25 protein-coding genes and 1 pseudogene are annotated in these 21,684 nt (G+C 69.0%); 11 read left to right on the forward strand and 15 right to left on the reverse strand.

The features are described from left to right. Positions 1-66 precede the first annotated feature (66 nt). Positions 67-1,239 carry an Ig-like domain-containing protein gene (locus tag MJQ72_RS39380; RefSeq protein WP_240595996.1) on the reverse strand — a complete coding sequence of 391 codons (1,173 nt, stop codon included), beginning with the start codon at positions 1,237-1,239 and terminating at the stop codon, positions 67-69. 137 nt (positions 1,240-1,376) lie between these two features. After that, positions 1,377-2,429, reverse strand: a complete 1,053-nt coding sequence (locus tag MJQ72_RS39385) for a UDP-N-acetylmuramate dehydrogenase (RefSeq protein WP_240595997.1) — start codon at positions 2,427-2,429, stop codon at positions 1,377-1,379. Between the two features lie 26 nt (positions 2,430-2,455). Between MJQ72_RS39385 and MJQ72_RS39390 the strand changes: the two genes are divergently transcribed. The 5 genes from MJQ72_RS39390 to MJQ72_RS39410 all read left to right on the forward strand — a co-directional run bounded on the left by MJQ72_RS39390 (position 2,456) and on the right by MJQ72_RS39410 (position 5,962). Beyond that, a complete protein-coding gene (locus tag MJQ72_RS39390; protein ID WP_240595998.1) occupies positions 2,456-2,953 on the forward strand; it encodes a DUF2505 domain-containing protein in 498 nt (165 codons plus the stop codon). Then, entirely contained in the window at positions 2,935-3,732 is a 798-nt protein-coding gene (locus MJQ72_RS39395) for a class I SAM-dependent methyltransferase (RefSeq protein WP_240595999.1), read from the forward strand. Before MJQ72_RS39390 ends, MJQ72_RS39395 begins: the two co-directional genes overlap by 19 nt. A 63-nt stretch (positions 3,733-3,795) precedes the next feature. Further along, positions 3,796-4,455, forward strand: a complete 660-nt coding sequence (locus MJQ72_RS39400; RefSeq protein WP_240596000.1) for a DedA family protein — start codon at positions 3,796-3,798, stop codon at positions 4,453-4,455. Continuing rightward, entirely contained in the window at positions 4,433-5,317 is an 885-nt protein-coding gene (gene purU, locus MJQ72_RS39405) for a formyltetrahydrofolate deformylase (protein ID WP_240596001.1), read from the forward strand. The genes MJQ72_RS39400 and purU overlap by 23 nt, the downstream gene beginning before the upstream one ends. A gap of 15 nt (positions 5,318-5,332) precedes the next feature. Then, the gene (locus tag MJQ72_RS39410; RefSeq protein WP_240596002.1) at positions 5,333-5,962 is read left to right on the forward strand and encodes a pyridoxamine 5'-phosphate oxidase family protein; all 630 of its coding nucleotides are present in this window, start codon (positions 5,333-5,335) and stop codon (positions 5,960-5,962) included. A gap of 55 nt (positions 5,963-6,017) precedes the next feature. Here the strand turns inward: MJQ72_RS39410 and MJQ72_RS39415 are convergent, their stop codons facing one another. The 3 genes from MJQ72_RS39415 to MJQ72_RS39425 form a co-directional block, all read right to left on the reverse strand. After that, on the reverse strand, positions 6,018-7,016 hold the full coding sequence (locus MJQ72_RS39415; RefSeq protein WP_240596003.1) for an NADP-dependent oxidoreductase: 999 nt from the start codon (positions 7,014-7,016) through the stop codon (positions 6,018-6,020). A gap of 99 nt (positions 7,017-7,115) precedes the next feature. Then, positions 7,116-7,550, reverse strand: a complete 435-nt coding sequence (locus MJQ72_RS39420; RefSeq protein WP_240596004.1) for an SRPBCC family protein — start codon at positions 7,548-7,550, stop codon at positions 7,116-7,118. Positions 7,551-7,702: 152 nt separating this feature from the next. After that, on the reverse strand, positions 7,703-8,599 hold the full coding sequence (locus MJQ72_RS39425) for an ABC transporter substrate-binding protein (RefSeq protein WP_396427026.1): 897 nt from the start codon (positions 8,597-8,599) through the stop codon (positions 7,703-7,705). 173 nt (positions 8,600-8,772) lie between these two features. On the opposite strand from MJQ72_RS39425, the gene MJQ72_RS39430 reads away from it, so the two are divergent. After that, entirely contained in the window at positions 8,773-9,459 is a 687-nt protein-coding gene (locus MJQ72_RS39430; RefSeq protein WP_240601537.1) for an ABC transporter permease, read from the forward strand. Next, on the forward strand, positions 9,456-10,172 hold the full coding sequence (locus MJQ72_RS39435) for an ABC transporter permease (protein WP_240596006.1): 717 nt from the start codon (positions 9,456-9,458) through the stop codon (positions 10,170-10,172). Before MJQ72_RS39430 ends, MJQ72_RS39435 begins: the two co-directional genes overlap by 4 nt. Positions 10,173-10,174: 2 nt before the next feature. Here MJQ72_RS39435 and MJQ72_RS39440 read toward each other — a convergent pair. From MJQ72_RS39440 to MJQ72_RS39460, 5 genes and pseudogenes are all read right to left on the reverse strand, one after another. After that, positions 10,175-11,602, reverse strand: a pseudogene (locus MJQ72_RS39440) (aromatic amino acid lyase); the annotation flags it as partial. After that, complete coding sequence (locus MJQ72_RS39445) at positions 11,599-12,153, reverse strand: YbaK/EbsC family protein (RefSeq protein WP_240596007.1); 555 nt, start codon at positions 12,151-12,153, stop codon at positions 11,599-11,601. The gene MJQ72_RS39445 and the pseudogene MJQ72_RS39440, both read right to left, overlap by 4 nt. Positions 12,154-12,166: 13 nt before the next feature. Next, positions 12,167-12,460: a DUF2516 family protein gene (locus MJQ72_RS39450; protein ID WP_034310520.1), complete on the reverse strand. Its 294-nt coding sequence runs from the start codon at positions 12,458-12,460 to the stop codon at positions 12,167-12,169. Positions 12,461-12,546: 86 nt separating this feature from the next. Further along, positions 12,547-13,221, reverse strand: coding sequence for a hypothetical protein (locus tag MJQ72_RS39455; protein WP_240596008.1), 675 nt, complete (start codon positions 13,219-13,221; stop codon positions 12,547-12,549). Continuing rightward, positions 13,218-13,625, reverse strand: coding sequence for a helix-turn-helix domain-containing protein (locus MJQ72_RS39460; RefSeq protein ID WP_378373050.1), 408 nt, complete (start codon positions 13,623-13,625; stop codon positions 13,218-13,220). Before MJQ72_RS39460 ends, MJQ72_RS39455 begins: the two co-directional genes overlap by 4 nt. Positions 13,626-13,776: 151 nt before the next feature. On the opposite strand from MJQ72_RS39460, the gene MJQ72_RS39465 reads away from it, so the two are divergent. After that, entirely contained in the window at positions 13,777-14,907 is a 1,131-nt protein-coding gene (locus MJQ72_RS39465) for a methyltransferase domain-containing protein (protein ID WP_240596010.1), read from the forward strand. On the opposite strand, the gene MJQ72_RS39470 is transcribed toward MJQ72_RS39465, so the two are convergent. Genes MJQ72_RS39470 through MJQ72_RS39480 form a run of 3 tightly spaced genes read right to left on the reverse strand, consistent with a single transcriptional unit; the run spans position 14,872 to position 16,313 of the window. Then, positions 14,872-15,528 (reverse strand): AAA family ATPase, encoded by a 657-nt coding sequence (locus MJQ72_RS39470; RefSeq protein WP_240596011.1) that lies wholly within the window; start codon positions 15,526-15,528, stop codon positions 14,872-14,874. The two genes, MJQ72_RS39465 and MJQ72_RS39470, sit on opposite strands and share 36 nt — an antisense overlap. 2 nt (positions 15,529-15,530) lie before the next feature. Next, positions 15,531-15,911, reverse strand: coding sequence for a zf-TFIIB domain-containing protein (locus MJQ72_RS39475; RefSeq protein WP_396426909.1), 381 nt, complete (start codon positions 15,909-15,911; stop codon positions 15,531-15,533). A 33-nt stretch (positions 15,912-15,944) separates the two neighbouring features. Then, complete coding sequence (locus MJQ72_RS39480; RefSeq protein ID WP_240596013.1) at positions 15,945-16,313, reverse strand: VOC family protein; 369 nt, start codon at positions 16,311-16,313, stop codon at positions 15,945-15,947. Positions 16,314-16,406: 93 nt separating this feature from the next. Here MJQ72_RS39480 and MJQ72_RS39485 point away from each other — a divergent pair, with 93 nt between their 5' ends. Next, entirely contained in the window at positions 16,407-16,874 is a 468-nt protein-coding gene (locus MJQ72_RS39485; protein ID WP_043847862.1) for a CGNR zinc finger domain-containing protein, read from the forward strand. Positions 16,875-17,192: 318 nt separating this feature from the next. On the opposite strand, the gene MJQ72_RS39490 is transcribed toward MJQ72_RS39485, so the two are convergent. After that, positions 17,193-18,491 (reverse strand): DUF445 domain-containing protein, encoded by a 1,299-nt coding sequence (locus MJQ72_RS39490; RefSeq protein ID WP_240596015.1) that lies wholly within the window; start codon positions 18,489-18,491, stop codon positions 17,193-17,195. Positions 18,492-18,520: 29 nt separating this feature from the next. On the opposite strand from MJQ72_RS39490, the gene MJQ72_RS39495 reads away from it, so the two are divergent. Beyond that, a complete protein-coding gene (locus MJQ72_RS39495; protein WP_240596016.1) occupies positions 18,521-19,684 on the forward strand; it encodes a pyridoxal phosphate-dependent aminotransferase in 1,164 nt (387 codons plus the stop codon). Between the two features lie 12 nt (positions 19,685-19,696). Here the strand turns inward: MJQ72_RS39495 and MJQ72_RS39500 are convergent, their stop codons facing one another. After that, positions 19,697-20,170 (reverse strand): RNA polymerase sigma factor, encoded by a 474-nt coding sequence (locus MJQ72_RS39500; RefSeq protein ID WP_240596017.1) that lies wholly within the window; start codon positions 20,168-20,170, stop codon positions 19,697-19,699. 365 nt (positions 20,171-20,535) lie between these two features. On the opposite strand from MJQ72_RS39500, the gene MJQ72_RS39505 reads away from it, so the two are divergent. Continuing rightward, positions 20,536-21,603, forward strand: coding sequence for a hypothetical protein (locus MJQ72_RS39505; RefSeq protein WP_240596018.1), 1,068 nt, complete (start codon positions 20,536-20,538; stop codon positions 21,601-21,603). Positions 21,604-21,684 lie beyond the last annotated feature (81 nt).

Here is a 21,684-nt window from a genome sequence, read left to right on the forward strand (position 1 = left end):
TATGCGTGGGGCTCGTGAGTGGCAAGGACGGTTCTAACCGTCCTTGCCACTCACGAGGCCGACCGGCTACTTGATCGCCGAAAGCGCCTTCCAGGACTTCCAGTCGTAGAACCAGTTCTTGACGTCCGATTTGGTCGGGCTGCCCAGTTTCGAACCGGTGATCTCGACCGGGTCGCCGATCATCGCCGAGTCGAAGTACTTCTTGGCGTCCGCTTCGAGCAGGTTCACGCAGCCGTGCGAGGTGTTGGCCTTGCCGATGTTCGCCGCGTTGTCCTGGTTCTCGTGGATGTACTCGCCGTTGTTCGAGATCCGGCAGGACCACTTCTTGTTGACGTTGGTGTAGCCGTAGCGCGCGTTGTCGAACCGCGCCATCGGCTCCTTCGTCATCACGATGAACGTGCCGTTGGGGGTGTTGCGCTGGACGTCGGAGTCCAGTCCGTTCGAGCAGGGGTAGCTCGCCGATTCCGATCCGCCCCGGTAGACCTTCATCACGTGGTCCGGGGTGTTGATCTTGACCACCTGGTTGCGGCCGATCTTGAACTCGGTCGTCACGTCGGCCTTGCCGTACGCGCCGCCGCCGAGCGCGACGCCGTAGAGCTTCGCCTCGACGTTGACCTTGATGTTCGCCGGCCAGTACTCCTTGGGCCGCCAGTCGACCTGCGTATCCGACAGCCAGCCCCAGGAGCCCTCGACGTCCTTGTCGGTCTTCACCTTGAGCGCCTTCTCGGCGGCCGCCTTGTCCTTCACCGGGGACGCGAACTTCACGCTGATCGGCATCGCGACGCCGACCTCGGCGTCGTCGGTCGGGTTCAGCGTGGCGCGAACCTCCTTGGCGGGCTTGACCGTGCTGAACGAGCCCTTGAACTCGGCGGGCTTGTTGTCGCTGCCCGTGGCCTTCGCGGCGTACGTGTACGTCTTGCCGTAGCCGAGGACCTCGGTGCTGGTCCAGGTGAGTCCGTCGGGGGAAAGCTCGCCCTTCACGTCCTTGCCGCTGTCCCCGGTGACCTTGACCTCGGTGAGCTTGCCGTCGGCGACCTTCACCACGACCGGCGTCACCACGGACGCGTCCTTGGCGTCGGCGGCGGGTTCGGCGGTGATCTTCGCGACCGGGGCGGCGTTCTGCTCCCCGCCGCTGCCTTCCGGCTTGGCGTTCCCGTCTTCCCCGCTGGAGCAGGCAGCGGCCAGCATGGCCGCCCCCGCGGCGAGCGCGGCCTTGAACACCGAGCGCCGTTCGATCACCGTGTACCTCCCATGAAGATCCCCGCGAGCTTCTACCCGCTCAGCGCCGGGAACCTCTCCGACGTTACCCGCGGCGACGGAACTCACCCTCGCCCCTCAGAGGGATAGACGCACGAGGGTGGCGTGGGGTTGTTCGCTCAAAGCGCGCAGTTGATGAGCAGGGGTTCAGGGTGCAGCGAAACGCCGAAGCGCGCCTCGACGCCGTCGCGCACTTCGCGCGCCAGAGCGAGAAGGTCCTCGGTCGAGGCCTTGCCCCGGTTCGTGAGCGCGAGCGTGTGCTTCGTCGACAGCGAGACACGGCCGCCGGGCCCTTCGTGCCCCTTCGCGAACCCGGCGCGCTCGATCAGCCAGGCCGCGGACAGCTTCGTGCCGCCGGGCGCCGGGTACTGCGGCACGCGCACGTCCTCGCCGACCACGTCCACGATGCCCGCCAGCACCTTCGCCAGCCGCGCCTCCCCGATGATCGGGTTGGTGAAGAACGAGCCCGCGCTCCAGGTGTCGTGGTCGTCGGCGTCCAAGACCATGCCCTTGCCGCGACGCAGCCCGAGGACCGCTTCGCGCGCTTCGGCCGCCGGGACCCGGTCACCGATCTCGACGCCGAGCGTGCGGGCGAGTTCGGCGTAGCGGATCGGGGCGGAGAGGCCGTCCTCGTTGACCTTGAAACGCACCGTGAGCACGACGCCCGCGTCGGTCCCCTTCAGGATCGACGTGCGATACCCGAAGCCGAGCTCGTCGGCGGTCAGCGTGCGGATCTCGCGGGTGGCGCGGTCGTAGAGGTCGACCGAGACCAGAGATTCGGCCACCTCGCAGCCGTACGCGCCGACGTTCTGGATCGGCGTCGCGCCGACCGAACCGGGGATCCCGGAGAGGCATTCGAGCCCGCCGATGCCCTCGGCGACCAGGCCCTCGACGAAACCGTCCCAGTTCTCACCCGCCGCGACCTCGACGAGATCTCCGTCACGTGTCCAGCCGGTGTTGTCCACCTTCAGCACCGTGCCCTCGAAACCGTCGTCGGCGACGACGAGGTTCGAGCCGCCGCCGAGCAGCAGGACCGGCTCGCCCGCTTCGTCGGCTTCGCGGACCGCGTCGACCAGGTCCTGCACGGTCTTCGCCTCGGCATAACGCCGCGCCGGACCGCCGAGACGCAACGTGGTGTGATCGGCGAGGGTGGGAGTTTCGGCAGTGCTCACGCCCGTGAACGGTACTGTCTGGCGCCATGGCCTCCCGTATCGAGCACCGCTCAGCGTTCTCCGCAGACCTCGCGACCACGTTCGACGCGGTCGCCGGCGAGGCGGCGCTGCGGGCGAGGCTGGAGCAGATCGGCGGCGACGACGCGGAACTGCTGGAGTACGTCCCGGCCGAAGACGGAGTGCGCTACAAGCTGCGTCAGGGCATCAGCTCGGACAAGCTCCCGTCGGCCGTGCGGACGCTGCACCGGGGCGACCTGATCGTCGAGCGCGAGCAGAGCTGGAAGGCGGCCGGGGACGGCTACACCGGCACCGCGACGGCGGTGGTCTCGGGCGTGCCGGGTGAGATCACCGCGAAGACGTCGCTGACCGCCGAGGGCGGGCGGACGACGCTGGTGAACAGCGGCCAGGTCAAGGTGCGGATCCCGTTCGTCGGCGGAAAGCTGGAGGGCGTGATCGCCGAACAGGTCACCAAGCTGCTGGAGCGCGAGGCGGAATTCGTCGCGAAATGGCTGGCCGAGCGCTGAAACCGGTCGGGGCACCGACACGGGGCACGACCAACCCCAACCGGCTCCGCCGCGTGGACCGGTGGCTCGCGAGCGATCCGGGAGCGACGCGGCTGCTGCGCGGCGCGGACGAACCGCTCGTGGTGGACCTCGGCTACGGCGCCTCACCGGTGACCACGGTCGAGATGGCGCGCCGGCTGCGCACGGTCCGTCGCGACGTCCGCGTGCTGGGCCTGGAGCTGGACGCCGAACGGGTCGCCGTCGCGCAATCCGCCGTCGACCGGCCGTGGCTGGACTTCCGGCGTGGCGGCTTCGAACTCGCCGGGACCCAGCCGGTGCTGGTGCGCGCGTTCAACGTCCTGCGGCAGTACGACGAAGCCGAGGTCCCGGGTGCCTGGTCGCTCATGCTGGACGCGATGGCACCGGGCGGACTGCTCGTCGAAGGCACCTGCGACGAGATCGGACGGCTGAGCACCTGGGTCGCCGTCGGGCGCGACGGGCCGCGCACGCTGACCCTGTCGGTCCATCTCGCCAGCCTGGAACGTCCGTCCACAGTGGCCGAACGGCTGCCCAAGATCCTCATCCATCGCAACGTTCCCGGCGAACGGGTCCACGAACTACTGTCCACTTTGGATACTTGTTGGGCGACGGCGGCACCGCATCAGAACTTCGGCGTCCGTGCCCGCTGGGCGCACGCCGTCCACCTGCTGACTGCCCGGGGCTGGCCGGTGCTGAACCGCCCGTCGCGGTGGCGGCTGGGTGAACTCACGGTGCCGTGGTCGTCGGTGGCCCCGGAGTAGGAATTCACCGGTCGAACCCCGCTCCGTCACCCCAAAGCGACCTGCGGTGATCACCATGGAACCGTGGAACTGCTGGAGTACGTCACCGGGCTGCTCGAGGGCACGCTCGGATCGCCCTGGCTGTGGGTGATCGTGTTCCTCGTGTCCGGGTTGGACGCGCTCCTCCCGTTCATGCCGAGCGAGACCACCGTCATCACCGTCGCCGTCCTGATCGGCACGGACTTCTCCTTGCTGGCGCTGCTCGCGCTGATCGCCGCGCTCGGGGCCTGGCTGGGCGACTGTCTCGGCTACACCGTCGGCGCCGCCGCGGGCCCGCGGGCGCTGGCCCGGCTGCAGCGCGGCCCGGACGGGGTCCGGCGCTACGAATGGGCGAAGATCCAGGTGCGGCGCAACGCGGTCCTGCTGATCCTCGCCGCCCGCTACCTGCCCGGCGGCCGCGTCGCGAGCGGGCTCGCCAACGGCAGCCTCGGCTACCCGCCACGCAAATTCATCCCGCTCGACGCCCTCGGCGCGGGCATCTGGGCGGTGTACAGCGTCCTGATCGGGCTCGTCGGCGGAGCCGCCTTCGCGGACGAACCGGAGAAGGGCCTTCTGCTGTCCTTCGCGCTCGGCCTCCTGCTGGTCGCGGCGATCGAGATCGGGCGGCGCGTCCGCGTCCGCATCCTGACCCGGCGCCACGCCGCGGCCGGGACCAGCGACAATGGTGTGCGTGTCGAACCCTGAACGTCGCTATGTGATCTCCTTCGGCTGCCCTGACCGCACCGGCATCATCGCCCGCATCTCGGGTTTCCTCGCCGAGCACGGCGGCTGGATCGTCGAAGCGGCGTACCACACGGACCCCGACACCGGCTGGTTCTTCACGCGCCAGGTCGTGCGCGCCGATTCGCTCCCGTTCGACGCCGCCGAGCTGCGTACGCGCTTCGCCGAGGTCGCGAAATCGCTTTCGGACGAGTCGAGCTGGCAGGTCAGCGACACCGGCGAGCGCCGCCGCGCGGTGATCCTCGTCTCCAAGGCCGGGCACTGCCTCTACGACCTGCTCGGCCGGGTCGCGTCCGGGGAGCTGGACGTCGACGTCGCCGCCGTCATCGGCAACCACGCCTCCCTGGGCGACATCACCCGCGCCCACGGCATCCCGTTCCACCACGTCCCGTTCCCCGCCGGCGACCCGGCCGCCAAGGCGTCCGCGTTCGCCGAAGTACGGAAACTGGTCGACGAGCACGACCCGCACGCAGTCGTCCTCGCAAGATTCATGCAGGTCCTGCCCCCGGAACTGTGCGAGGCGTGGGCCGGGCGGGCGCTCAACATCCACCACAGCTTCCTGCCGTCGTTCGTCGGCGCGCGGCCGTATCACCAGGCCCACGCGCGCGGCGTGAAACTCATCGGCGCGACCTGCCACTACGTCACCGCCGACCTCGACGCGGGCCCGATCGTCGACCAGGACGTCATCCGCGTCGACCACGGCGACTCGGTCGAGGACATGGTCCGCAAGGGCCGCGACATCGAGAAGGTGACGCTGGCGCGCGGGCTCCGGTGGCATCTGGAGGGCCGCGTGCTGGTGCACGGGAACCGGACTGTCGTGTTCTAGTGGTTCACTGTCGTTATGGGGACCTCAGAGATCAAAGTGATCGAGACGCACGAAGCGCTGCGTGAGCATCTCGGCCACCCGGCCGAGCGCACCAAGGGGAAGATCATCCCCTTCCTCGATCCGCACGCGCGCACGCTGATCGAGCACTCGCCGTTCTACCTGCTGGCGACGGCGTCGTCCGACGGGACCTGTGACGTCTCCCCGCGGGGCGACCCGGCCGGTTCGGTGAAGGTGCTCGACGACAAGACGCTGGTGCTGGCGGACAGGCCGGGCAACAAACTGCTCGACAGCCAGACCAACATCCTCGAAAACCCGCACGCCGGGCTGCTGTTCCTGGTGCCGGGGATGAACGAGACCCTGCGGATCAACGGCCGCGCGAAACTGGTCGCGGACGGGCCGTTCTTCGACGATCTCGTGGTCAAGGGGAAGCGGCCGGCGCTGGCGATCCTGGTCGAGGTCGAAGAGCTGTACATGCACTGTGCCAAGGCTTTCCTGCGGTCGTCGCTGTGGAAGCCGGAGACGTGGCCGGAGCGGTCCAGCCTGCCGACCGCGGGCCAGATCTTCCGTGACCAGATGAAGCTGGACATGTCGGCGGAGGCACTGGACGCCGCGCTGACCGAAGGCGCGCTCACGACGCAGTACTGAGCCGAAGGACGCCTTCCTCGCATGAGATGCGGGGAAAGCGTCCTTCGCTTCAGGGTCAGACGCGGACCAGCATCTTGCCGGTGTTCGCCCCGCCCAACAGGTCGAGGAACGCCTGCGGCGCGTTGCGGATACCGTCCACAATGGTCTCCGAGTACTTCAGCTGTCCGGAGGCGACGAGCGGAGCGACCTCCTGCACGAACTGCGGCTGCAGCGCGTAGTGGTCGCCGACCAGCATGCCGCGCATGGTGAACCGCTTCGCGATGATCGACGCGAGATTCCGCGGTGCCGCGGCCGGTTCGGTGTTGTTGTAGACCGAGATCATCCCGCAGATCGCCATCCGGCCGTGCAGGTTGATCGAGTCGATGGCCGCTTCGAGGTGCTCGCCGCCGACGTTGTCGAAGTACACGTCGATGCCTTCGGGCGCCGCCGCGCGGAGCTGCTCCATCACCGGGGCGTCCTTGTAGTTGAACGCCGCGTCGAAGCCCAGCTCGTCGGTCAGCCACTTGACCTTGTCGTCCGTGCCCGCGCTGCCGATGACCCGCTTCGCGCCCTTCAGCTTCGCCAACTGGCCGACGACAGACCCGACGGCGCCCGCCGCGCCGGACACGAAGACGGTGTCGCCCTCCTTGAACTCCGCGACCTCGAGCAGTCCGGCGTAGGCGGTGAGCCCGGTCATGCCGAGGACACCGAGGTACGCCGTGACCGGGGCGGCCTCCGGGTCGACCTTCACCGCGTGCTTCGCGGCGACGACGGCGTGCGAACGCCAGCCGAGGCCGTGCAGCACGATGTCACCGGGCTTGAAATCGTCCACGGTGGACTCGAGGACTTCACCGACGGCGCCGCCGTGCATGACCTTGCCGACCTCGTACGGCTCGGCGTAGGACTTCGCACTGCTCATCCGGCCGCGCATGTACGGATCCACGCTCAGCACCTGGTTGCGGACCAGGATCTGCCCCTCGCCGGGCACCGGGATCTCGACGTCGGCGATCTCGAAATTCTCCAGCGTCGGGACTCCGTGCGGACGGGAGGCGAGCCGGATCTCGGTTGCGTTCACGAGGTAACTCCAAGTCTGTTGCCGAAGCGGGGCGATCGCCCCGTATTCACGTCGGGTACAACGAGGGAACCGGGGCGACCATTCCGGTTGTGGCGAGCGCTACACGACCTCGGCGAGCTTGCCGAGCACGCCCTCGTAGATGCGCTTGAGCCCACCGGGCGCGAACGTCTTCTCGAAGAAGCCACCGATGCCGCCCGCGCCGTCCCAGGTGGTCTCGATGCGGACGAGGCTGCCGCCCGGCACCTCGCGGACGGTCCAGGTGGTGACCATGCTGGAGTTCGCGTCGGTCTCGACGAGGGTGCCTTCGGACGGCTCGGTCACCGTCGCGGCGACGTCACGCACGCGCTTCGACGTGGCCTGCAGCTTCCAGCGCGCCTTCGTGCCCGCGCCGGCGCCGCCTTCCGTGACCTCGTAGTCGCGGTAGTGCTCCGTCAGCAGCTTCGGCCGGGTTTCGGCGTAGTCCGCGACGAGCGCCCTGACCTTGTCCGCCGGCGCCTCGATGGTGCGCTCCGCGACGGCCGTGACCTTTCCCATCCCACTCCCTTTCACCCGTGTTGCAAGACAGCGTCCACGATTCCACCGCTGCTCGCAGGGGGAGCGCGCACCCCCTGCCCCGGACGCGATGAAAGGTCCCTTCCTCGCGAATTTCGCAAGGCAGGGACCTTTCATAGCGCGTGCGATGGGAGCTAAATGAGGGACTTCTCCTTCAGCCAGTCCTTCGCGACGTCTCCCGGCTTCTCGCCGTCCGAGTCGACGCGCTTGTTCAGCTCACGCAGCTGCCCGGTGTCGAGCGCCTTGCTCACCGCGTTGACGACGGCCGCGAAGTCGGCGCCGCGTTCGTCGAGGACCTTCTTGTTCACCGCGGGAACGACGTTCTCGGTCGGCACGATGGCGAGGTCGTCCTCCAGCGCCACGAACTGCGGGTCGCCGACGAGCGGGCTCACCGAGTCGACCGGGATGACGGTGACCTTGCCGGACCGCAGCTGCTCGACGCGCGGCCCCGCCTCCTGCACCGTCTGGAACGTGGCCTTCAGCTTGTAGACGTCGGTGAAGCCCTTGAAGCAGGGAAGCCGTTCCGCGCACTCCGGAGCGCCGGCGACGGTGACCTGGCCGACCTTGGCCAGATCGCTGATCTTCGCCAGCCCCTTCTCCTTGGCGAGATCGGCCTTCACGATGTAGGTGTTCTTGTTCTCCGCCGGCGAGTAGTCCAGCAGGCCGATGCCGGACGGCTCGAACAGCTTCTTGAGCTGTTCGTGCTCGCCCGCCGCGTCCTTCGCGGCCTCCTTGCCGAAGCCGGTGCTGATGGCGGCGCCCTGGTACTCCGGGACGAACTGGAGCTCGCCGGACTTCAGCGCCGGGTACATCAGCTCGCGCGAACCGAGGTTCAGCTTGCGGGTGATCGGATAACCCTTGGCCTCCAACGCGTTCGCGTACAGCTCGGCGAGGATCACGCTGTCGGTGAAGTTGAAGGAGGCGACCACGATCGGCGCCCCGCCCTTGCTCTGCGCGGCCGGGGCCGCCGCGTCGTCGCCACCCCCACAGGCGGTCATACCGAGGACGGCGGCGGCGAGCACCGCGCCCACTCGAACATTCCGTGTCCAGCGCACGTGCACACTCCTATGACTCGTTCAGAGGAATGGACAGTATCTCCGGGTCACGACAGAATCCACATTTTGAGAGTTGCACCCCTTGCGCTCCCAGAGAACGGAATCCGGCGCCCCGAACGGGGTAAGGTCGGCCGGTGCGCGCCTCCTCCGTGTTCCCCGTTCCCGCCCAGGGCGGACGGCCGCTCTTCGAGTGGCGGTGGGTGGACCGCCACCTCGACGAGATCTTCGAGCGGCTCGGTGAGCACATCACCCTGACCGCGGCGGCGCTCGCCATCGGGCTGGTGGTGTCGATCGGTGTTTCCGCGATTTCGCTGCGTCGCCGATGGTTCTACGTGATCGCGTTGGGCACGGCCGGTTCCTTGTACGTCATCCCAAGTCTCGGCGCCTTCGCCGTTCTGGTTCCCTTCACCGGCTTGACGTCCTTCACCACCGCGGTGATCCCGTTGGCGACGTACACGTTGCTGATCCTCATCCGCAACATCGTCACCGGCGTCGAACAAGTACCCAAGGAAGTCCGCGAAGCCGCGATAGGTATGGGTTTCACGCGGTCTCGCTTGCTGTGGCAGGTCGAACTCCCGCTCGCGCTGCCGGTGGTGGTCGCGGGCCTGCGGGTCGCGGCGGTGACCACGATCGGGCTCGTGACGGTGACTTCGATGCTCGGCAAGGGCGGCCTGGGGTACTTCATCCGCAACGGCATCCAGACCGCGACACCGAACCCGACGTCGATCATCGTCGGCGTCGTGCTTTCCGTGGTACTGGCCGTGGTGGTGGATCTGCTGCTGTGGCTCGGTGGGCGCGCGCTCGCGCCGTGGTCGCGGAAGGCGGCGTCGCGATGAGCATCATCGACCAGACCATCGAGTGGCTCGGCGAACCGAACCGCTGGAGCTGGACGGATCCGGCGGGTGTGCCGTACCGGACGGTCGAACATCTCCAGTTCTCCTTGCTGGCCTTGGCGATCTCGGCCGTGCTGACGATCCCGCCCGCGTTGTGGCTGGCGCACTACCGCCGCGCGCAGTTCCTCGCAACGAGCGCGGTGAACATCGGCCGCGCGATCCCCAGCTTCGGGCTCGTGATCCTGTTCTGGTTCCTGGCTTCCCGGCTCGAAGCCGACACGACGTTCTGGCCGTTGATGCTCGCGCTGGTGGCACTGGCGCTGCCGCCGTTGTTCACGAACACCTACGCGGGCGTCATCCAGCTGGAGCAGGAAACCGTCGACGCCGCGCGCGGAACCGGCTACCGGGAGTGGCAGATCATGCTGCGGCTGGAGTTGCCGCTCGCGTCGCCGGTCATCCTGGCGGGTGCCCGCGTCGCGTTCCTGCAACTGGTGGCGACGGTCGCGATCGGCGCGATCGTCAACGACGGCGGCGGGCTCGGACGGTACATTGTGGACGGTTTCGCCCTCGGCGATCCCGGCCACGGCGAGATCCTGGCGGGTGGCATCGCGGTCGTCGTCCTGGCTTTGGTGTGCGAAGGCGTTTTCGCGCTCGTCACGCGTTGGGTGACCCCGCGCGGGCTGGCGATCCAGTCCCGCGCGGAAACCCGGACCTAGTCCAAGGTCGTCAGGTCGTTGAAGTACGAATCCCGCAGCACGGCGATCAACGCGGTCACCTCGGGCCCCAGCGGCCGGTCCTCCGTGAGCGGTGGAACGAGCCCGCTCAGCCACTCGTAAGCGGCACGGAGCCGAGGCGAACCCTCCCCGTGCGCCAGGAATCGCGCCTGCGAACCCGTGATCAGCTCGCAGGCCGTGATGGCGAACATCCGCGCGCAAGCGTCACGGAGCTGGTTCCCCGCCGCCCAAGCGAACGCCTGCACGTCCTCCTGCCCGCCGGACGTGTCGACGGAACCCAACGTCGCGGGTGTGGCCAGCCGCCGCAGCGCGTGCAGCTCCCCCACCGCGCGTTTGTGCAAGGGGACCAGCCCCGCCTGCGGCCCAGGATCCATCGCGAGCTGTGCGGGAAGACCGCTGAACCGCTCGTCGAGCAACCGGTGCGTCCGCTGCACGCTCACTTCGCCGAGATGCGCCAGCGCCGCCGTCACCGCGTCCATCCGCAACCCGAGCTCGACGGCGTGGAACCCCGTGGTGGACACGAATTCACCGTCGAGGAAGGCAGGCGAGTCCGTCGGCGCCGAGCGCCGCAGGACATCGTCCAACTCGCCGTTCACCCGCGTCAGGTGAGCGATCGCGCGCGGCGCGACACGCACGGAGACCGGCGCCTGGACGACTCCCTGGCGCACGGTGGCACTGTCGAGCAAGCCGCCGATCTCGTACAGCACCGACTCCAGCACCTGATCGTCTCCCGCCGACGCCGGGCGATAGATCGCTTGCGGCGCACCGAGGACGTCGATCGCGATCGCGGCGGCCAGCGTCTGGAGGTCCACCACCTGCTGGACCTCGGTCCGCGCGAAGGCGGCGAGCGTCTCCGCCAGCGGCGAGCCCTGGATGAGGGTCGCGGCCTCCTTGAGACCTGGCTCGTACGGCTCCGCCAGCACCTCCGACGCGGGTGTCTCGACGCCGTCCACCAGCACGGTCCCGACGCCGAGGAAGGTCTGGAAGGCGTGCGCCAGCGGGATGATCTCGCCGGCACTGCCCAGGCCCGTCCGCGGTACGGCGGGGGTGAACCCCTCGTTCAGCCGGTCGACGAGGAACGTCACCAGCTCCGGGCTCGCGCCCGCCTCGGGCGCGAGCAGATCCCGCAGGCGCACCAGTAGCAGCCAGCGCACTTCCCCGGCCGACAGCCAGGGCGGGCCGCCGACGGCGCGGCCGATCAGGAGGTTCCGCTGGTGTGCGCTCGACGCGGGCGCGGCGACCCCGGCGAGGCGCCCCATCCCGGTGTTCACGCCGTAGACGGGGCGCTCGGTCAGCGCGGCGAGGACGCGGGCACGGTTCTCACCGAGGGCGGCGAGCAACGCGGCGTCGATCTCCAGGTGTCCGGCCTCGAAGGCGGAGGCCAGTGGGAAGTCCTTTGTGGACAGCCTCACTCGACGGGACGCGCGAGCCCGTCGATCACCTCGGCGCCCGGCAAGGACGCGAGGACCCGGCCCGGGATCAGCAGCTTGCCGCCGCGGATACCGCTGCCGATGACCAGTTCGGGTTCGTCGGCGACGCGCTGGTCGATCAGGATCGGCCATTCCCCGGGCAGGCCGACCGGCGTGATGCCGCCGTACTCCATTCCGGTGAGCGAGACGGCCTCGTCCATCGGGGCGAAGGAGGCCTTGCGGACGTCGAGACGGCGCTTGATCACGCCGTTCACGTCGGCGCGGGTGGTGGCGAGGATCATCGCGGCGGCGAAGCGGACCTCGCCGGCGCGTTTGCCGGCGACGACGACGCAGTTCGCGGACGCGGAAAGCGGTGAGCCGTATGCCTCGCAGAAGGCGGCGGTGTCGGCCAGCTCGGCGTCGATCTCGACGACGCCGACGGCGTCCGGATCGGGCAGGGCGGCGAGCGCCTTGGCGACGGACTCGGCGAGCAGATCCGTGCGGGTGAGGGCGGGGACGACGGTGAGGGTTCCGGCGATGGTCCAGTCAGTCACAGGCCCACCCTAATCACCAGTTGCGGCCGCCACGTTGCACCTCGATGAGCTTGGGGCGGACGTCCACGAGGTAGACCAGGACCGCGACCAGCGCGGGCAGCCACAGGATCATGCCGCCGCCGTAGAACTGGAAGAACGTCAGCACCACGGTGGACCCACCGGTGATGAGCATCCAGATGGGTTTGGTCTTCCGATCGGCGGCCGAATACGCGTCCGCACGCTGCAACAGCGCGTGCACGAACGCGAACAGCCCCGTCAGCGCGCCGCCCCAATGGATGGCGATGAGGATCCAGGTGGCAACGAACACGAACTCAGCTTACGTCAAACCGGGCGAATGACCCGGGCCCCCGGCACCGAAGCGGGTGCCGAGGGCCCTGGGATTCACGCGGACCTTTACTTCTCGGTGGTCTTCGGCGCGGTGGCCGGCTTCTTGGCGGCCGGGCTGGAGGTGGTGCGGCGCGCGGTGGCCGTGGTCTTCGGCGCGGTCTTGTTGGCGACCTTGCGCGAAGCCGAGCGGGTCTCGTGCGCGAGGTCGTCGCCGAGCTCCTCGACCTCGTCGGCGATCTCGCCGGCGACCTCGGTCACCTTGCGGGCGGTCTTCTCGCCCGCCGAGCGGGTGCCCTTGGTGACCTTGCCGAGCACGGTGTCGATGCGCTCACGGGCGTCGGTGGTCGCACCCTCGACGCGGTCCTGCGCGGTGCTGATCGCGTCTTCGAGCTGCTCGATGGCCTTCTTGACCTGCGGCTGCGCGGCGATCTTGTCCCACGCCTGCTCGCCGGACTCGGCCAGCTTGTTGTACAGCTTCAGCGCGGCCTCGGTGTACTCGTCGATGACCTTGCGCAGCTCGGCCGGGTCGAGCTTCTCGCGGAGGCCCTCGACGTCGTGCGGGAGCTCTTCGATGTTCTTGCGGGCGGTCTCGCTGCCCTCGACGACCTTCTCCTTGGCCTTCGACACGGCGTCGACGACGGCCTGGCCCGCCAGGTTGCCGGCGCCCAGCGCGGCCAGCAGCGGCGTGCGGACCTGGTCGAGGGCGGTGTGCTTGCGTTCGGTCTTGGTGGCCGTGGTCATGCTGACTCCTTGGTTTCGGTGGCTTCTGTTTTCGCCTCGGCCGCCTGCTCGGGTTTCGCGGCGGCGTTCTCGCGGCGGAACGATTCGTAGACGTCGAGCAGGACCTGCTTCTGCCGTTCGGTCAGCTCGGTGTCGGCGCGGATCGCGTCGCCGACCGGGCCACCTGTCGGCAGATCGAGGATTCCCGCTTGCACGTAGAGCGCCTCGGCCGAGATACGCAGGCCCTTGGCGATCTGCTGCAGGATCTCCGCGCTGGGTTTGCGGACCCCGCGCTCGATCTGGCTCAGGTACGGATTGGACACGCCGGCGAGTTTCGACAGCTGCCGCAAGGAGATCTTCGCGTTGCTGCGCTGCTGGCGGATGTACTCGCCGATGTCGGAAGCGATGTCCGCGACCTTCTCCATCGGTCCGCCCGATGTGGGCTGATCCCGGTCGGTGTCTGACATCGGTCACCTCCTCGCGACGTCTTCAACGCTACGCCCGAGTGCTAGCAATTGCAAGCACTCTGCTTGCAACCATCGGGTGTGTTGGTGCTCACCCCGCTACCGTGGAGGGATGTCGAACGCCACGCGGCTGCGGCGGCGCCTCGTCGAGCACCTGCTCGCCGAGGGCGTGCTGCACGACGCGCGCTGGATGACCGCGTTCCGCTCCGTGCCGAGGCACGTCTTCCTGCCGCGGTTCTTCGTCCCGGCGGCGAACGGCTGGGCCGCGGTCGAGCACGGCGACGACGAGTGGCTCAGGCGCGTCTACTCCCCCGACGTACTGGTCGTGCAGCTGGACGACGATTCCGGGCTCTGGGAACGGGCGCGCTGTCTCGGCGCGCAGCCGGGAACGCCGACGAGCTCGTCCAGCCAGCCGTCGATCATGGCGATCATGCTCGAAGAGCTCCGCGTCGCCGACGGACATCGCGTACTGGAGATCGGCACGGGCACCGGGTACAACACCGCGTTGCTGTGCCATCGGCTCGGTGCCGGGCTCGTGTACACAGTGGACATCGACCCGGAACTCGTCGACGCCGCGCGCAAACGGCTCGCGGAGATCGGGTACGTACCTTCGTGCGCGGCCGCCGACGGCGCCGAAGGCTTCCCGGCGGGAGTGCTCTACGACCGGGTGATCTGCACCTGTTCGGTCTCGTCGATCCCGCCCGCGTGGCTGGCGCAGACGATGCCCGGCGGGCTGATCCTCACCACGCTGAACCGGCCGATCGGCGGCGGGCTCGTCCGGATCGTCGCGGGCGAAGGCGCCACGGGGCATGGACGGGTGCTCGCCCGCGACGGGCGCTTCATGCCGCTGCGCGCGCACCGGTTCAAGCAGTCGAAGGTGCCGGACGGCGCCGTCACCTGGCGGCCGACGCGGCTGCCGATGGGGGTGATCACCGAGGTCCGCAGCCGGTTCGAGTTCTTCGCCGGGCTCTGCCTCCCGGGCGTGACCGCCTCACGAGACGACCAGGGCACGGCCTTGGTTCATCCGGACGGCTCATGGCTGCGCCATCGACAGGCGGGCGACGAGTTCGAAGTGGCCGAAGGCGGCCCGCGGCGGCTGTGGGAGATCGTCGAAGCCGCGTACGAAGAATGGCTCGACCTCGGCCAGCCGGGACGGGACCGATTCGGGCTCAGCCTCGACGGGGACGAGCAGGTGATCTGGCTGGATTCACCCGAGGGCCGCACGTGGCCGCTGGGCTCCTGAAAGCAGGCCTCGCACCCACTTCTCGACATGGTCGACGGCGTCGCCGACCGGGATGTGGGTGGTGTCGAACAGCTCGACCGGCGGCTCCATCGCGGACGCTTCCGCTTGCAGCCACGCGTTGAACTCCAGCATCTCCTCGACGCGCTCCTCGTCCCACTCGCGCCAGGCGGGCCGCGCGAGCAAACGCTTGCGCAACGCGTCGGGCTCGCTGACGAGCGCCAGGTAGTGGATGTCGGAGAAGAAGACGCGCTCGGGCAACCGCTCGAATTCGGGCGGCGCGACGGTGCCGCACAGCACGACCGGCCGTCCGTTCTGGTGCAGCATCGCCGCCATCCGCAACCAGGTCGAGCGGAACGCGGGATGGCCGGGGACGTCGTCGCGCAAGGCCCCGGTCCACAGCACGTCCTGCTCGACCACGAGCGCGAGATCGCCGAGCCGTCGCGCCAGGAGCGGCCCGACCGTCGACTTGCCCGCCCCGCTCGGGCCGGTCAGCGCGAACAGCGGAAGGCGCCGGAACGGCCACCGGTGCGCGCACACCGCGCACACCAGCAGCCCGCTCTCGACTCGTGGCCGTTCGGCGCGATCACCGCAGGCCGGGCAGATCTTGAGATCGAGGACCACGGTCAGTCGAAGAGGCCTTCGAGGAAGCCACCCTTACGACGCTTGTGGCCGTAGCCGTGCGGAGAGTCCGCGTACCCGCCGCGGTACCCCTTGGGCGAGTCGGCGTATCCACCCCGGTAGCCCTTCGGCGAGTCGGCGTACCCGCCGCGATGCGGCCGCGGGGAGTCCGGACGGCCGTAGTGCGGCGCCGGCGCGTGCCCACCCCCCTGATACGGCGGAGGAGGCTGGTGTCCACCGCCGCCGTAGTACGAGGTCTCGGCGTTGGTGATGGCTTCCAGCTCACCCCGGTCCAGGAAGATGCCGCGGCATCCCTGGCACTGGTCGATGTGGATACCGTTCTTGTCGACGGTCTTCATGGCGTTCTGGCACTTCGGACAAATCACGTATCAGAGATTACGCATTTTTCTCGCCCGGGGTCAGCAGGCGCACAGACAAAACGGGTGTCCCGCCGGATCCGCGTAGACCCGGAAGGTCTCCGGCGAGTCGTCGAGCAGCTTCGCGCCGATGGTCAGCGCGCGCTCGTGGGCGGCTTCCATGTCGGTGACGTCGAGGTCGACGTGGGCCTGCTGCGGGTTCTCGGCGGACGGCCACGCGGGCGGCCGGTAGTCCGGCACGCGCTGGAACGAGAACCGCGCGCCGCCCTCCGGGTTCCGCAGGGTCACCCAATGGCCGTCTTCGGCGACTTCGGCCGCCTTCCAGTCGAGCAGCTCGCGGTAGAACTCCGCCAGCGCGACCGGATCCGGGCAGTCGAGAGCCACCGCGCCGAAGGTCGGTACCGCACCCATGGTTCAGCCTCCAGAATGATCGAGTAACCAGTGAAACGAGTATGAGGGTTATCAAAGCCGATGACAACCGGTCTCGCCCGTACACTGGGCGAGGTGAACACCGACGCGTCCCTGGTGGTCGAGTTTCTGAACACGGTGAACGTCGAACGCGGCACCGACCTCCTGGACGAGCTGGAGTCCTGGCAACGTTGGGCCCGCGATCACCGGCTGCGTGCGGATACCCCCGCGGCCGCGCGCGAAACCCGGGACGCGCTGCGGGCCGCGATCGGCGACCCGCGACTCCCCCGCCTCGGCCTGCGCGCGCCGGCGGAGATCGTCCTCGGCGCCGAAGGCCCGCTCCTGGTCTCGGAAACGGTCTGCGAGGCGGTGCTGGCGGCTTCGACCCGGCTGACCGTGCTCGGCGAATGGATCCGGCTCAAGATCTGCCCGGCGGACGACTGCCTGTGGGCGTTCTACGACGAATCGCGGAACCGGTCGAGGACGTGGTGCTCGATGCGGGCCTGCGGGAACCGCGAAAAGGCGCGGGCCTGGCGCGCCCGGACCGCGGACGTCTCGACCTGACCCGCGGCCCGGACTGAGGTGCGGCCCGGGCTGAGGTGCGGCGTGGGCTGAAAGCGTCCTTCACCGCATCTCACGCGGTGAAGGACGCTTTCGTCGCGTGAGATGCGGTGAAAGCGTCCTTCAGCCCCCGCTCGACCCATGACCCGCCGGACCCGAACGACCACAACTTCTGGTGTCACCCACCCCCGAGTTACCCCCAGGGGTTGTGCACACCGTTAGGCCAAAAACGTGAAAAGCTGTGGATAACCCTGGGGATGACTCCACTTCCTGTGGACAACTCCCGGTGCGGCCTCCGGAGTGTGGTATACGCGTGGCCGCTCAGAAGAGCAGCTGCGCGACCGTGTAGATGACCAGGCCGGCGAGCGCGCCGACCACCGTGCCGTTGATCCGGATGAACTGCAGATCCCGGCCGACCTGGAGCTCGATCTTGCGTGAGGTCTCCTCGGCGTCCCAGCGCTCCACCGTGTCGGTGATGATCGTGGTGATCTCCTTGGAGTAGTGCGTGACGACGTACGCCGCCGCACCCTCCACCCAAGTGTCCACTTTGGACCGGATGTGCTCGTCGGAGACCAGCCGCTCCCCGAGCGTCTCGAGGCCCGTGCGCACGCGGCGCCGCAGCTCGCTCGACGGGTCCTCGGCGGCGTTGAGCAGCATCTCCTTCGCCGTCGCCCACGCCGAGCCGATCAGCTTCTGCACCTCGTCGTGCCCCAGCATCTGGGACTTCACCTGCTCGGCGCGCGCCATCACCTCGGGGTCGGTCTGCAGATCCTGGGCGAACTCGCCGAGGAACTTGTCCAGCGCCAGCCGCATGGGGTGGTTGACGTCGGTCTTCACCGCCCAGACGAACGACAGCACCTCGCCGTAGACCTTGTCCGCGAGCATCTCGTCGACGAATTTCGGCGACCAGCTCGGCGCCCGGTCCGACACCACGCGCAGCATCGTCGTGTGGTTGTCCCGCACCCATTCGTAGGCGCGGTCGCACATCAGGTCCACCAGCTTGTGGTGCGCCCCGTCGGCGAACACGCCTTCCAGGATCTTGCCGAGCGGCGGCCCCCACGGCTTGTCCACGATCCGCTTGACCACGGCCTGTTCCATGATCGCCTGGACGTCCTCGTCGCGGAGCACCTTGACCGCCGCCCGCACGACGGTGGCCAGCTCGGACGTCACGCGTTCGGCGTTGGCGGGCTGCGAGAGCCAGCCGCCGAGCCGCTTCGAGACCTCGACCCGGCTCAGTTTCTCGCGGACCACGGACTCGGACAGGAAGTTCGAGCCGACGAAGTCACCGAGGCTGCTGCCCAGCGCGTCCTTCTTGTTCGGGATGATCGCGGTGTGCGGGATCTTGATCCGCAGCGGATGCCGGAACAGCGCCGTCACCGCGAACCAGTCGGCGAGCGCGCCCACCATCCCGGCCTCGGCGGCCGCGCGGACGTAGCCGACCCAGGCGGGCCAGCCCGCGGCCTCGGCCCAGCTGGTCAGCAGGAAGATCACCGTCGCGCCGAGCAGGAACGACAGCGCGACCATCTTCATCTTGCGCAGGCCGCGGCGCTTCTCCTCCTCGGCGGCGGTGCCACCGGGCGGATCGGCTGGGGTCACCTTGGCGGGCGTCAGTTGCTCCACACCGCCATTGTCCGTGAGGATGGCTGATCGTGCGCGAACCTGTCCTCGTACCCCGCCTCCAGCCCTTCACGTCGACCATCTTCGCGGAGATGACGGCACTCGCCGTCCGCCACGAAGCCGTCAACCTCGGCCAGGGTTTCCCCGACACCGACGGGCCCGCCGGAATGCTCGACGCCGCCAAGAACGCGCTGTTCGGGGGTGCGAACCAGTATCCGCCGGGTCCGGGACGGCCCGAGCTGCGCGCGGCGATCGCGCGGCACCGGCTCCGCTACGGCGTCGAGTACGACCGCGACACGGAGATCCTGGTCACCGCCGGTGCCACCGAGGCCATCACGGCGTCGCTGATCGCGCTCACGCAGGCGGGTGACGAGGTGATCGTCATCGAGCCGTACTACGACTCGTACGCGGCCGCCGTCGCCATGGCGGGTGCGGAGCGGCGTGTCGTCGGCCTGGTGGAACGCGACGGCCGGTTCGCGCTGGACGTCGAGGGCCTGCGCGCCGCGGTGACCGGGCGGACCAGGGCGATCCTGATCAACTCGCCGCACAACCCGACCGGCACGGTGTTCACCCGCGCCGAGCTGGAAGCCGTCGCCGCGCTCTGCGTGGAGCACGACCTGATCGCGATCACCGACGAGGTGTACGAGCATCTGGTGTTCGACGACGCCGAGCATGTCCCGCTGGCGACCTTCCCCGGGATGCGCGACCGCACCGTGTCGATCTCCAGCGCGGGCAAGACGTTCAACTGCACCGGCTGGAAGATCGGCTGGGTCTGCGCGAGCCCCGAACTGGTCGCGGCGGTGAAAGCGGCGAAGCAGTTCATCACCTTCGTCTCGGGCGGCCCGTTCCAGCCCGCCGTCGCCCACGCGCTGGACCACGAACTGCCGTGGGCCGAGGAGCTGCGCACGAGCCTTCAGGGCAAGCGGGACCGGCTCGCGGCCGGCCTCGCGGAGGCGGGCTTCGCCGTCCGGCCGACCGCCGGGACGTACTTCGTCTGCGTCGACGTCCGCCCGCTCGGCTTCGACGACGCCGCGGAGCTGGCCTGGGAGCTCCCCGAACGGGTGGGGGTGGCGGCCGTGCCCGTAAAGGTGTTCACCGATCACCCGGAAGAGTGGAAACACCTTCTGCGCTTCGCGTTCTGCAAACGCAACGAGGTCATCGACGAAGCGGTCACCCGATTGCGCAAACTGCGGTGACCCGTCCGATGTTCACGCCCAGCCGCCCTTTTCGAGTAGCCGTCCGAGCCGGTCCAAACACCGTCTTCGGAGCCTGCCGACACTGGCCGGACTGACGCCCAGCTCCTCCGCGATCTGGGCGTAGGACAGCTCCGGCCGGTACGCGAGGAGCCGCACCAGCCTCCGCTGCGAGTCCGGCAGGCGATCGACCGCCGCCCAGAGCGCGCGGTCCCGTTCGACACGGACGATTTCGGCCTCCGGGGTCGTCTCCGTACCGGGCAGCGGACGCGGCGTTTCGCGCCTGTTCCTGGTGATCATCCGAAGCGCGCGCCGCCGCGCCGTGGTGGTCAGCCAAGCTCCAAGCTTCGCTTCGTCGCGTAGCGCGCCGGGCACGCGAAGCAGTTCCAGCCAGGCGTCCTGGCAGATGTCCTTGGCGTCGGCTTCGCTCAGCCGGTAGGTCTTCAGCACCTTGAGCACCGCCGCCGACACCGCGTTCACGTCCCACATCCCGGACCTTCCCCTCCCGGCGGCTTGCGGCCGCCACGCCGATCACCGAACGCGACTTCGACGGCACGCACCGCAGCAAGGATCCGGAAAAGGTCAGGTCACCGAGGATTTGAGTAGTTCCACCCGTCCCCGGATGGCCGCCGGGCACATACCGAGAGTGATCAACTTCGGTACTCCAGGCACCGGAGCCGGTTGCGTCGTTCCGCCTAACGGGCTGGATCGTTGGCGGCTGAGGTGAAACACTCCCCTCCGGTGCTAAAACTGGTGCAGCCCCGGGGGAACTGCGACCTGACCGGAAGAGACCCCAAGAAAGATCGAACTCACGCGGAAAACGTGGGTTTCAGGCGCGGACGGTGGTGATTGCTGTGAGTGGTCCGGCAGTCGTGCGCCGTCACGCCCCCACCTCTTGGAAGACCGGCACGCGAATTCTTTTCGCGGGCGGGCTCGCGCTCACCGGCTGGCTCCTCGGCGCCGTTTTGAGCACCCCGGCTTCGGCCGACGAACAGCCCCCCGTGACGCCGGAGACTTCCGTGGTGCAGCCCGCGGACGAAGCCGGAACCGGGAAAACGACTACTCCGAACGAGTCCACTTCGGACTCCAGCGCGACCGAGACCACGAAACCCGCCGAGCCCACCGAAACCTCGAAAGAACCCGAGGCCGCTAAGGCCACTGTGGAGAACGAAGCGGTTTCGAGCACGAGTTCCGTCGAGAAAACCGCTTCTCCGGAACCGGAAACGCAAACCGCGAAGCCGCAGGCGTCCAACGGTTTGCTGGGCGGCCTCATCGGTGGCGTGCTGAACGTGGTCACGACCACGGTCGGCGGCGTCGTCGAAACCGTCGGCGGGGTCGTCGGTGTCGTCGACAGAATCGGCGACCAGGTCGTCACGCCGATCATCACGCCGAATCCCTGCTGCACCGGCGGTCCGGCGATCCTGCCGGGCACCGGCGACATGCTCGACCCCGTCTTCGGCGGCGGCTCCGGCGAGTCGGCGGGCGGCTCGGTCACCATCGCCGTCCCGGCGAAGGCCGTCACGCCGCCCGCGCCCGCCACGCCGGACCCGCGTCCGCTCGTCCCCGCCGAGAAACCCGTTCCGGTCGCGGCGAGCCAGAACCACCGCGTCACGCTGCCCGTCCGGGTCGAGCACGACGCCAAGCCCGCTCCGGCCGCACCCGCCGAGTCCGACACGCACGCGTCCCCGGACGGCGGCGGCTCGGGCGGCGGCGGTGGCCTGCCGAGCGCACCGGTGGCCCCGGTCGCGCCCACGACGACCGTCCAGCCCGGACACGACAACACCGGCGGCGGCCGCGGGCCGCTCGCCGTGCTCGACTCCGGAATCCCCGCCACGCAGCTGAAGCTCCTCGGGACCGGCTGCGACCACGAAGGCGAGCGCACCGGCCGGGAAGCCGCGCTTCCCGCCACCTCCCCCGACTGACCTGACCGGGTCGCCGGGGAGAACCACGTCCAAACCAAGATCAACTTCTGGTTTCGACGGCTGCTGAATCCTCTGGCACAA

This window comes from Amycolatopsis sp. EV170708-02-1, assembly GCF_022479115.1.
In the GTDB taxonomy this organism is placed as follows: Bacteria; Actinomycetota; Actinomycetes; order Mycobacteriales; family Pseudonocardiaceae; genus Amycolatopsis.